This window comes from Flavobacterium sp. GNP008 (assembly GCF_056428965.1).
Genome location: NZ_JBWJVL010000001.1, coordinates 873,401 through 885,824, shown reverse-complemented (window position 1 = coordinate 885,824; position 12,424 = coordinate 873,401). Strand labels below are relative to the sequence as shown.

7 protein-coding genes are annotated in these 12,424 nt (G+C 35.4%); 6 read left to right on the top strand and 1 reads right to left on the bottom strand.

Going from position 1 to position 12,424, the window contains the following annotated elements:
• Positions 1 to 530: 530 nt before the first annotated feature.
• A complete protein-coding gene (gltX, locus tag AC0608_RS03965) occupies positions 531 to 2,042 on the bottom strand; it encodes a glutamate--tRNA ligase (protein ID WP_478288193.1) in 1,512 nt (503 codons plus the stop codon).
• Between the two features lie 153 nt (positions 2,043 to 2,195).
• Here gltX and AC0608_RS03960 point away from each other — a divergent pair, with 153 nt between their 5' ends.
• The 6 genes from AC0608_RS03960 (at position 2,196) to AC0608_RS03935 (ending at position 12,366) form a co-directional block, all read left to right on the top strand.
• Positions 2,196 to 5,498 (top strand): coiled-coil domain-containing protein, encoded by a 3,303-nt coding sequence (locus tag AC0608_RS03960; RefSeq protein WP_478288192.1) that lies wholly within the window; start codon positions 2,196 to 2,198, stop codon positions 5,496 to 5,498.
• A complete protein-coding gene (gene ybeY, locus AC0608_RS03955; protein WP_478288191.1) occupies positions 5,495 to 5,914 on the top strand; it encodes an rRNA maturation RNase YbeY in 420 nt (139 codons plus the stop codon). Before AC0608_RS03960 ends, ybeY begins: the two co-directional genes overlap by 4 nt.
• 142 nt (positions 5,915 to 6,056) lie before the next feature.
• Positions 6,057 to 7,928, top strand: coding sequence for a tRNA uridine-5-carboxymethylaminomethyl(34) synthesis enzyme MnmG (mnmG, locus tag AC0608_RS03950; protein WP_478288190.1), 1,872 nt, complete (start codon positions 6,057 to 6,059; stop codon positions 7,926 to 7,928).
• A gap of 219 nt (positions 7,929 to 8,147) precedes the next feature.
• Positions 8,148 to 9,008: a class I SAM-dependent methyltransferase gene (locus AC0608_RS03945; RefSeq protein ID WP_478288189.1), complete on the top strand. Its 861-nt coding sequence runs from the start codon at positions 8,148 to 8,150 to the stop codon at positions 9,006 to 9,008.
• Between the two features lie 232 nt (positions 9,009 to 9,240).
• On the top strand, positions 9,241 to 9,807 hold the full coding sequence (locus AC0608_RS03940; RefSeq protein WP_478288188.1) for an OmpH/Skp family outer membrane protein: 567 nt from the start codon (positions 9,241 to 9,243) through the stop codon (positions 9,805 to 9,807).
• 291 nt (positions 9,808 to 10,098) lie between these two features.
• Positions 10,099 to 12,366 carry a helix-turn-helix domain-containing protein gene (locus AC0608_RS03935; protein WP_478288187.1) on the top strand — a complete coding sequence of 756 codons (2,268 nt, stop codon included), beginning with the start codon at positions 10,099 to 10,101 and terminating at the stop codon, positions 12,364 to 12,366.
• Positions 12,367 to 12,424 lie beyond the last annotated feature (58 nt).

Here is a 12,424-nt window from a genome sequence, read left to right as displayed (position 1 = left end):
TTGGGATAGTGTATAACATTTAATTTAGTTTGAATAATTTTTCTGCTGCAACAACCATATTGACCTTGATATAGGAAGATATCAACTATAAATTTGTGTCGTCACAAGGGTTTTACAAGTAAGTTATAAACTTGTCTAAAATCATTTTAGTATTGGTTTTGGACCTGTGAACAGGTAAATGGAAAATTAAGTAAGATAGTACGGATGAAAATAAAGGTACTTCTGGTACAACGTTGTTAGCCAAAGATAGTAGGGAGATTTCTAATTTTAATTTTTATCCAAAGGTTGAATTGCTTTTGGCGTTCGTCATTTTAGAGCAAATGTTTCCTATCAATTTACAGTCAATACGATGCTTGAATACTTATACAACAAGAATTTAGGTGTCAATTTCAAATTAAATTCAGGAATAGTAACTGAGAATTTCTGTTTATATATAGCTAATCTCACTAGTTAATAAGAAGAAGGCTCAATGTTTACTAAATAATATGTAGTAAATATTGAGCCTTCATGGTGATTATATGTTTGAAAAATTACAAAGTAGCTATTGCTTTTTGAATTCTGTTAATCGTTTCGTCTTTTCCAATTATTGCAACGATATCAAATAGGTGAGGACCTTTCAGCGCACCAACCAAACCCAAACGAAAAGGTTGCATTACTTTTCCCATTCCAATTTCATTTTTCGTCATCCAGTCTTTTACAATGGTTTCGATATTCATAGAAGTAAAATCGGTAATTTCTTCCAGGACAGAGATTAATTCCTGCATTAATGCCGGTGTTTCTGCCTTCCAGTTTTTGCTGGCTTTTTCATCATACGTTGTTGGAGCCATAAAAAAGAAATCACTCATTTCCCAAAATTCAGAAACAAAATGCGCGCGTTCTTTGATTAAAGAAACTATTTTGGTCAACTTTGTCATTTCGAGCGCAGACGAGAAACCTTTTTCAGCCAAAATAGGAGCATAGGCTTTGGCCAAAGTTGCATCTTCCCGCTTGATTAAATACTGGTGATTGAACCATTTGTTTTTTTCAGGATCAAATTTAGCCCCAGCTTTATGAACTCTGTTCAAGTCAAATGCTGCAACTAATTCTTCCAGCGAGAATAATTCTTTATCGGTTCCATCGTTCCAACCTAATAATGCTAAAAAGTTGATGACTGCTTCCGGGAAAAATCCTTTTTCTCTGTAACCAGATGAAACGCCTTCTGCTGTTTTCCAATCTAATGGAAATACAGGAAATCCCATCTTGTCACCATCACGTTTGGATAATTTTCCGTTCCCGACAGGTTTCATAATCAATGGTAAATGTGCAAATAGCGGTGCTTCCCAACCAAATGCTCTGTACAATAAAACGTGTAAAGGCATTGATGGCAACCATTCCTCACCACGAATTACGTGAGACGTTTTCATTAAATGATCATCCACAATATTAGCCAAATGATAGGTTGGCATTCCGTCGCTTTTAAACAATACTTTATCGTCTAAAAGATTCGTTTCAAATTTCACCTCGCCACGAATGATGTCATGTAAATGCAATGTTTCATTCACCGGTGTTTTAAAACGGATTACATAATGCTCTCTATCAGCAATTCTTCTGGCAGTTTCATCTGCAGAAATCACCAATGAAGTGTCCAGTTTTTCTCGATTATGGTGATTGTATATAAAGGTTTTTCCTTGTTCTTCCTCTAATTTTCTTGCTGCGTCCAAAGCTTCTGCCGTATCAAAAGCATAATAGGCATTCCCAGAATTGATTAATTCAGCAGCATATTGTTGGTACAAATCTTTTCTTTCGCTTTGACGATAAGGGCCAAATTTTTCGTTTTTACCAATAGTCTCATCGGGTGCAATTCCTAACCATTCCAGTGCTTCCATAATATATTCTTCAGCACCTGGAACAAAACGATTTTGATCCGTATCTTCAATTCTCAGGAAGAAAACACCATTGTTTTTTTTGGCAAACAAATAATTGAATAATGCGGTACGAACGCCGCCAATATGTAAAGGTCCAGTTGGACTTGGTGCAAAACGCACCCGAACTTGTTTAGACATTGCTGTAATTTTTTTGCGAAGATACAAATTCGATTACTCAATTGGATTATCTGAAAATGAGATAATGTAAGATTAGTGAGTTTGTTGATTTTAACATTTCTTTGTTCATATAAATTAGTACTTTTATTGGTTGTAATAAACAAAGCATACATTTTGGAAACGCAACAATTTATTTATCAAAAATTAGAAGCTTTCATCAGAAAGTTTTATACCAACGAATTGATACGGGGAACTATTTTCTTTATCGGTTTAGGATTGTTATATTTCCTTTTTACGCTTTTTGTCGAATATTTTCTTTGGCTTAAGCCAATGGGAAGAACCATTTTATTTTGGACTTTCATTGGAGTTGAAGTGTATTTGTTGTTCCGTTTTATTTTGTTCCCCATTTTTAAATTATTCAAAGTCCAAAAAGGAATCGATTACAATCAGGCTTCGGCAATTATTGGAAATCATTTTACAGAAGTGAGCGACAAGCTGACTAACTTTTTGCAATTATCAAATCCGAATGAACATCAAATCAAATCGGAACTATTAGCCGCATCAATTGAACAAAAAGCCAATGCGTTGCAACCAATTCCTTTTGGGAATGCCATAAATTACAACCGAAATAGAAAGTATTTTCCTTTGGCTTTAATTCCTATAGTATTATTTGCTTTCTTTTATTTTTCTAGAAACAGCAGCATGATTTCTCAAAGTTTGAATAGAGTAGTGCATTTCAATTCGGCTTTTCTGCCACCTGCTCCTTTTAAATTCGTGGTTCTAAATTCGAATTTGCAAACGGAGCAAGGAAAGGATTTTATTCTTCGAATAAAAACCCAAGGAAAAATTGTTCCTGAAAATGCGATGATTTTTATTGATGATGAAAGTTATTTTATGGAATCGACTAAAGCGGGTGAATTTCAATTTAAGTTAGCAAAGCCTTTGGAAAATATTTTGTTTCACGTGGAGGGAAATGCTATTACTTCACCGGATTATGAATTGAAAGTGATTACTGTTCCTTCGATTGCTAATTTTGAAATGCAGTTGAACTTTCCTTTGTATTTGAATAAAAAATCAGAAACAATCAAAGGGACAGGAAATGCGGTTATTCCGGAAGGAACGCGAGTGACTTGGAAAATGAATACGCAAGCGACAGAAAGTGTAGCATGGATGGATGGAATTTCTAAAGCTTCTTTTTCGAAAACAGAAAACACCTTTTTTTTATCTAAAAAGATAGTTCAAAACACAGATTATCAAATATTTACCTCAAACGATAAGGTAAAAAACTATGAAAAACTTAATTATCAGCTTACTATTGTCAAAGATCAGTTTCCAACGATCAATGTGAGCAATGCGCCGGATAGTTTGAAGGTTGCTAAGAACTATGTTTTAGGTCAGATTTCGGATGATTATGGTTTGTCTAGACTTCAGATTGTTTATTATGAAAGAGAGAAACCACAAACTGCTAAACGTGGAACAATTGCTATTGAGAAAAGTTCTTTTGATCAATTCGTATTTTCGTTTCCAAGTAATCTTCCGGTGGAGCAAGGCGTTTCTTATGATTATTATTTTGAAGTTTTTGATAATGATCCTCTCCATAATTTTAAAAGCACGAAGTCTTCCGTTTTCTCTAATCGTGTTTCCACAGATGAAGAAAAGGAAGATCAAATTTTGCAGCAGCAAAATGACAATATCAACAGTTTAGAGAAGTCTTTAAAAAATCAGGATAAGCAGATTTCTGAAATGGAGAAATTGCAGAAAACTGGAAAAGAGAAAGAAAATCTGGATTTTAAAGATCAGCAAAAAGTAAATGATTTCATCAAGCGTCAGATGAAACAGGATGAGATGATGAAAGAATTTACCAAAAAAATGAATGATAATTTAGAGCAATTAAAAACCGATAAAAAGGATGAGTTGAAAGAGGAGCTTCAAAAACGAATGGACAAAGCCGAAAAGGAAATGGAAAAAAACCAGAAGCTTTTAGATGAATTGAAAGAACTGAACGATAAAATTCAGAATGAAGAGTTGTTGACTAAGTTGGATAAATTTAAACAAAACAGTAAAAACCAAACTAAGAATTTAGAACAGTTGGTGGAATTGACGAAAAGGTTTTATGTAGAAAAGAAAGCAGAACAATTAGGAGACAAACTGGACAAACTATCGGATAAACAAGATAAATTATCTGATAATGAAAAGGATAATAAACTGGACAAGCAGGAAGACATCAATGCTGAGTTTGACAAAATTCAAGAAGATTTAAATGATTTAGAAAAAGAAAACAATGAATTAAAATCACCTTTGGATTTACCAAAAGACGATGCAAAAGAAAAAAGCATTGACGAGCATTTAAAGAAAGCTTCCGAGGAATTGAAGAAAGACAAAAAGGACAAAGCCAAGCCAAATCAAAAAAGTGCTTCTAAAAAGATGAAAGAGATGTCGCAGAAAATGGAACAAACTTTGGAGGAAGGGGAAATGGAACAGTTGCAGGAAGATGTTGCTATGTTGCGACAAATCTTGGATAATTTATTAGCGTTTTCTTTGTCACAGGAAGACTTGATGAATCAGTTTAAAAAACATAAATCAGGATCACCGGCGTTTAATAAAAATATTAAAATTCAACAGGATTTAAAACAACAGTTCAAGCATGTTGATGACAGTTTATTTGCGATGTCGTTACGTAATCCAAAAATTGCTGAAGACATTACCAAAGAAATTGGTAATGTAATTTACAACGTCGATAAATCGTTGTCCAGTTTAACTGATGCTCAAGTTCCAAAAGGTTTGTCGCACCAACAATACACCATTTCGGCGGCTAATAAACTTGCAGATTTCCTGAGTGACATGCTTAACAATATGCAAATGCAAATGTCAGGAATGGGTTCCGGAAAGCCGAAGCCGGGTCAAGGACAAGGAATGCAATTGCCGGATATTATTAAAAAGCAAGAAGGTCTTGGCGAGAAAATGAAAGAGGGAATTAAAAAAGGAGAGAAACCGGGTGACGGTCAAAAAGGGAAAAATGGTAAACAAGGCACTTCTGGCGAATCAGGTCAAGAAGGCGAGGGAGGCGAAGGTGATGCACAAGCTATAATGGAAATTTATAAAGAGCAAAAGCAATTGCGCGAAGCATTGCAAAACGAATTGAATAAACAAGGATTGGGTGGTAATGGACAAAGTGCTTTGGATCAAATGAAGCAAATAGAAAAGCAATTATTGAATAAAGGTTTTAAGAATGAAACGCTTCAAAAGATACTGAATGTAAAACAGGAATTATTGAAATTAAATTCCGCCATTCAGCAACAAGGAGAGGAAAACAAACGCCAATCGGAAACTAATAAAAAGGAGTTTAATAATCAATCTAATGCGCTGCCAGCTCCTTTATTAGATTATTTAAATAGCATAGAAATATTAAATAGACAATCGTTACCTTTGCGCTCGAATTTTAATCAAAAGGTTCAAGAATATTTTAATAAAATATGATCAATTTTAATTACGAAACCGATTTTAATTTAGACAATGAAGAAGCTGTTGCTGCTTGGTTGGGAAATGTTATTACTTCGGAAAACAAGAAAGAAGGAGAGATAAATTACATTTTTTGTGATGATGAGTATCTTCATAAAATCAATGTTGAATATCTGGATCACGATACGCTTACGGACATTATCAGTTTTGATTATTCCATAGGTAATGAATTGCACGGAGACATCTTTGTTTCTATCGAAAGAGTAAAAGACAATGCCGCTGATTTCAATGTTTCTTTTGAGGAAGAATTAAAGCGTGTTTTGGTTCATGGAATTTTGCACTACTGTGGTTACAAAGACAAGGGTGAGGCTGAAGAGCTTTTAATGAGAAGTAAAGAAGATGAAAAAATCGCCATGTTTCACGTGGAACAATAGTGGTGTTTTGAGCTTCGAATCGAAAGTGTTTCACGTGGAACATAGAGTTTGGATTTGAAGAACAAGTGTGTAATGTTTCACGTGGAACAAAATATAGATTTCAAAATTACAATCCTGAGTACGGATTAAATTATAAAAGAAGATGTTTCTAGACGAATATGATGTGATTGTTGTGGGTGCAGGGCACGCCGGTTCTGAGGCGGCCGCCGCCGCTGCAAATTTGGGTTCTAAAACCTTATTGGTTACAATGAGCTTGCAGAATATTGCACAGATGTCATGCAACCCAGCGATGGGCGGAATTGCCAAAGGACAAATTGTGCGTGAGATTGATGCGCTTGGAGGATATTCTGGAATTGTTTCAGACAGAACCGCGATTCAATTCAAAATGCTGAACAAGTCAAAAGGTCCCGCAATGTGGTCTCCACGTGTTCAAAGTGACCGTATGCGTTTTGCTGAGGAATGGAGAATGATGTTGGAAGGAACTCCAAATCTTGATTTTTATCAAGAAATGGTAAAAGGTTTGATCATTGAAAAAGGAAAAATAAAAGGAATTCGTACGTCACTTGGAGTAGAGATTCGTTCTAAATCGGTTGTGTTGACCAACGGAACTTTTCTGAATGGTTTGATTCATATTGGTGAAAAACAATTTGGTGGCGGAAGAGCAGGCGAGAGTGCTGCGTATGGAATTACCGAAGATTTAGTTGCTGCAGGTTTTCAATCTGGACGTATGAAAACAGGAACGCCTCCAAGAGTCGATGGACGTTCTTTGGATTATTCGAAAATGAACGAAGAAAAAGGCGATGCTAAGCCGGATAAGTTTTCCTATTCGGATGTGACTTCTCCGTTGATTCATCAAAAGTCATGTCACATGACCTATACTTCTTTAGAAGTTCATGATATTTTGAGAGAAGGTTTTGATCGTTCCCCAATGTTCAACGGTAGAATAAAAAGCCTTGGGCCGAGATATTGTCCGTCAATTGAAGATAAAATTAATCGTTTTGCTGACAAGGAAAGGCATCAATTGTTTGTGGAGCCGGAAGGATGGAATACGTGTGAAGTGTATGTAAATGGATTTTCTACCTCGCTCCCTGAGGATATTCAATTCAAAGCGTTGAGTTCTGTTGTGGGATTTGAAAAAGTAAAATTCTTTCGTCCGGGGTATGCAATTGAATATGATTATTTCCCCCCGACACAATTGAAGCACACTTTGGAAACAAAACTGGTAGAAGGATTGTATTTCGCTGGACAAATAAATGGAACAACGGGATATGAAGAAGCAGCATCTCAAGGATTGATGGCTGGAATAAATGCGCATTTAAAAGTGCATGAAAAAGCGCCTTTAATTTTAAAAAGAGACGAAGCCTATATTGGAGTTCTTATTGATGATCTAATTACCAAAGGAACAGAAGAGCCTTACAGAATGTTTACGTCTCGTGCGGAATATAGAACGTTGCTTCGTCAAGATAATGCTGATTTCAGATTAACGCCAATGTCTCATGAAATAGGTTTGGCTTCTGAAGCGCGTTTGCGTAGAATGGAACACAAACTAAATGAATCTGAAAAAATGGTCGCCTTCTTCAAAGTAACAAGTGTTTCGGTTGCGGAAGCAAATCCTATTTTAGAATCAAAAGATACGGCCTTGATTACACAAGGCGATAAAATGTTCAAAGTATTCTCTCGTCCGCAAATTGATTTAGACGACATGATGAAATTTGATAAGGTAGCGGCTTATGTTGCGGAAAATGATGTAGACCAAGAAATTTTAGAACAGGCCGAAATCCAAGTGAAGTATTCTGGTTATATCGAAAAAGAAAGAAATAATGCGGATAAATTGCTTCGATTGGAAGATGTAAAGATTCCTGAAAATTTCGATTATGATAAAATCAAATCGATGTCAATCGAAGCCAAACAAAAATTAAGCAAGATTCGTCCGGTAACCATTTCTCAAGCGTCAAGAATCAGTGGTGTGTCGCCTAGTGATGTTTCGGTGTTGTTGATTTATATGGGACGATAAGATTTGTGGTTGCAGATTTAAGATTAACGATTTTTGATTTTAAATCTGCAATCACAAATGGTTAATCTTAAATCTACAGTCAATTGTTCCACGTGAAACCACGTTGTGAAGCATTACAATCATTGAAGAATCAGAAAAATAAATTATTCAACCTTGAAAGCATCCGTTGGTTTTTTCAGGGTTTCGTTTTAAATTAAAATATAAAAGCACTATTAATTAATGGACATTTCAAACCAACAGCCTTTTTTAACCGTTAAAGATTATTCTGTTTCTCAAGAGATTTTCGACTTGTATCATGATGAAAAATTTGACATGCTGATTACGTCTCCACAACCCAGCTTAGAAAATTTAGGCAAGTATTACGAAAGCGTGGATTATATTTCACACACGGATAGTAAAAGATCTTTGTTTGAAAAAGCATATCATTTTGTAAAAACCATTGCGCTTAAAAATAAATTGAATTTAATCAATTCTCTACAATCTAATAAAGGAAGCATTTTAGACATTGGTGCCGGAACAGGAGATTTTTTATCAGTGGCCAAAGATAATGGTTGGCACACGATAGGAGTGGAACCAAGTGAAAAAGCAAAAGCGATTGCAAAAAAGAAAGGTGTTTCATTTGTTGGAGAAACCAGCGAATTAGACAATCATTCTTTTGATTTGATTTCAATGTGGCATGTTTTGGAACACGTTCCTAATTTGGAAAACCAAATCAAAGAATTGAAACGATTATTAAAACCAAATGGAACTTTAATAATTGCGGTTCCAAATTTCAAATCTTTCGATGCAAAACATTACGGAACGTTTTGGGCTGCTTATGATGTGCCCATTCATTTTTGGCATTTTTCTAAAACGGCTATAAAAATGCTTTTTGAAAAAGAAGAAATGAAATTGGTAAAAGTGCTTCCTATGAAATTTGATTCTTTTTATGTAAGCTTACTTTCGGAAAAATACAAAACCGGTAAAATGAATTATATAAAAGCCTTTTTTGTTGGATTGCAATCAAATTGGAAGGCTAAGAAGAATTTAGAGTATTCGTCACACATTTATATCCTAAAAAACAACCAAGAATCATTTTAAGCTCATATAAAGGGCTTTTTTGAAGAGAGGTAATGTATTTGTTGGATTTTCGAACTAATTCATTTGTTTGGCAAATATAGAACCCGTTTTTAATAACTATAAATTATATTTTTACTAATTACAATAAGAAAATCTTATATCATAAAAATGTAGCATTTTTTAAACTTTATGTCAATGCTATCAAATTTTTTATATTTTTGTCAACAATACTCAAAACTAGAAATTCATCAAAATGAAAAAAGCATTAGTAATTATCGCATTATCAATTTCACTTGTAGGTTGCAATAAAACTGCAGAAAAAGTTAAAGAAGTAAAAACAGCTTACGTAGATACTTCTGAATTAATGAAAGAATATACAGAGGCAAAAGACCTAGAAGCAAAATATAAAGCGAAAGCAGAGGAAAAAGGAAAACAATTAGAAGCTGAAATTGCTCGATTTAAACAAGAAGCCGCCGGTTTTCAAGCGCAAGCACAAGCAAACGGTCAGGCGTGGGCACAACAAAAAGGAGCTGAATTGCAAAAAAAAGAACAACAATTGGGTTATGCGCAACAAGCCTTATCACAAGAATTGCAACAAGAAAGCGGTAAAGAAATGGATTCTTTAGTAAGCGGAGTAAAAAAATTCATCAAAACGTACGGAAAAGAAAAAGGATATGCATACATCTACGGTACAGGCGATGCAGCTTCAATTTTATACGCTGAAGATAAATTTGATATTACAAAAGAAATCATCAAAGCCTTGAACGACAAATACAAAGCACCTGCGAAAACGGAAGAAAAAGCAGCTGCCAAAAAATAATTTTTTTATATTAATTCAAAAATTGCCTTCGTCTACCCTTAGATTGAAGGCTTTTTTTTTGAAGCTGTTTGCCGCTATCCACTATCATCTCTCGTTTATCAAGTCTTTTTTCTGGCCGTAAAAGGAGTTTCTTTGAGGCGCTATTTTCGGCCAGAAAAAATCATTTTCTAAATTTTGAGTATTTCCGTTGCTGTCGGGGCTAAAAAATAGTTTTATTACAATCCTAAAATGTTTCGCGAAAATTAAAATAGTTTTACTAATTTCAATACTTTAGCTTTATATATACGCCTAATGCAAACCATTTCTGAAGCCGCCGCTTATACTTTACGATTCATCAATCAAACCCATCGCTCCGTTTTCCTTACCGGGAAAGCAGGTACAGGGAAAACAACTCTTTTACGGGAAATTATCCAAACTACACACAAGAACACTGTTGTGGTGGCGCCAACGGGAATTGCCGCTTTAAATGCGGGCGGGGTAACGATTCATTCGATGTTTCAGTTGCCGTTTGGAGGATTTATTCCAGACAATTCCTCCCCTCAATTTTCTGAAAACACTAAATTTGAAACCAAAGCTACCTTGCGCAGGCATTTCAAAATGAGTGGTTTGAAGAAATCAGTAATCCGTAATATGGAATTGTTGATTATCGATGAAGTCAGTATGCTTCGTGCGGATCTATTGGATGCGATGGATTATATGATGCAAACCGTACGCAAAAAAAGTACTGCTTTTGGCGGAGTTCAAGTCTTGTATATTGGCGATTTATTGCAGTTGCCTCCGGTAATTCGGGACGAAGAATGGCGTACACTGAAAACGTATTACAAAGGAAAATTCTTCTTCCATTCGCATGTCGTGCAGCAAAACCCACCCTTATACATTGAATTGTCCAAGATTTTTCGCCAAACCGATGATACGTTTATATCGGTTTTGAATAATCTGCGGAACAATGAGATTTCCCAGCAAGACATTCAAACTTTAAACCAATATGTAAAACCAGATTTTGATTTAAAAGCAAATAAAGGGTACATTACATTAACCACACACAACAACAAAGCCGATTTAATGAATGCGCAGGCTTTGGAAGATTTAGAAGGAAAGTCAGTGGTCTATAAACCGGAGATAACCGGAGATTTTCCGGAGAAGATATTTCCCGTGGAACAACAATTGCAATTGAAAGTAGGCGCGCAAATCATGTTCGTAAAAAACGATTTGTCCTTTGATAAAAACTATTTCAACGGAAAAATGGGCGTTATTAAATCGCTTTCGAGTCAGGAAATCCTGGTTCATTTTCCGGAAGAAAACAAAACTATAGAAGTCGAAAAATACGAATGGCAAAACATTCGGTACAAAGTAGATGAAACCACCAAGGAAATTGAAGAAGAGGTTTTAGGTACTTTTGTGCATTATCCCATCAAATTAGCGTGGGCGATTACGGTTCATAAAAGCCAGGGATTGACCTTTGATAAAGCGGCGCTTGATGTTTCGCAAGTTTTTCTTCCGGGACAGGCGTATGTCGCATTATCGCGTTTGCGCTCGTTAGAAGGACTTATTTTACTTTCTCCGCTACGCATGAATGGCATTTCAAACGATCAGGATGTGATGGATTATTCGTTAAACAAAGCGTCGGATTCTTTTTTAGAGAATGCCTTGCATTTTGAAACTAAAAATTTTATCCATAACTATTTGATAAACACGTTCGAGTGGAATGATTTGGCTCAAGAATGGCGCAATCATAAATTCAGTTACAACGAAAAATCAGAAATTTCAGAGAAATCGAAACATGCCGTTTGGGCCAGAAAGCAAACGGAAATTATCGAACAGCTTTTGGATCCCTCCAGAAAATTCATATCCCAATTGAATAAACTTTTTGCTCAGGAAACCGTCGATTTGAATCATGTTTCCGAAAGAATTCAAGCTGCTTTCAGTTATTTCCTGAAACCAATGGACGATTTGGTTTTTGAGATCCTTTGGAAAATTGAAGAAGTAAAACGCATCAAGAAAGTCAAAGCGTTTTACGATGAATTAATCGTGTTGGAAGAATTGCAGACCAAGGCCGTTTTGCGCTTAATGAAAGCCAAATTATTGATAGAAACCGTTGTTGCAGGAGAAACCATTTCGAAAGAGAAATTGACATCCTCAGAAATAAAAAAATACATCATCCGAAAAACGGAAGCCATACAAAATCAATTCAAGGAACTAAATATCACGTTGATTGAAGACGATAGGGACGTGGAACGTTATGCTTCGAAAAAATCTAAAACTGTAGCACCTAAAAAATCAACGGTGCAGGAAACCTACGAATTGTGGGTGGAAAAGAAATCAATTGAAGATATTGCAACAATCAGAGTCTTGACCAAACAAACGATTTACTCCCATTTTGTAAAACTGATACAAACTAAAGCGGTATCCATTTCAGAGGTTTTACCGGAGGATAAAATGCAGGATTTAGCAACTGCTTTTGCCGGATACAAAGAAGAATCACTAAATGCTTTGATGGAAAAATACGGTCATAAATTCTCTTGGGAAGAAGCGAGGATGTACAAAGCGAGTTTGAATTAAATACAACAAAGTGCTAAAACTAAAAAACCCTATTCGGTTGTGGAATAGGGTTTTTGTT

Bases quoted from the DNA above. Each gene is read 5' to 3' on its own strand.
- gltX (WP_478288193.1), bottom strand. From the start codon at position 2,042: ATGTCTAAACAAGTTCGGGTGCGTTTTGCACCAAGTCCAACTGGACCT.
- ybeY (WP_478288191.1), top strand. From the start codon at position 5,495: ATGATCAATTTTAATTACGAAACCGATTTTAATTTAGACAATGAAGAA.
- mnmG (WP_478288190.1), top strand. From the start codon at position 6,057: ATGTTTCTAGACGAATATGATGTGATTGTTGTGGGTGCAGGGCACGCC.
- AC0608_RS03945 (WP_478288189.1), top strand. From the start codon at position 8,148: ATGGACATTTCAAACCAACAGCCTTTTTTAACCGTTAAAGATTATTCT.
- AC0608_RS03940 (WP_478288188.1), top strand. From the start codon at position 9,241: ATGAAAAAAGCATTAGTAATTATCGCATTATCAATTTCACTTGTAGGT.
- AC0608_RS03935 (WP_478288187.1), top strand. From the start codon at position 10,099: ATGCAAACCATTTCTGAAGCCGCCGCTTATACTTTACGATTCATCAAT.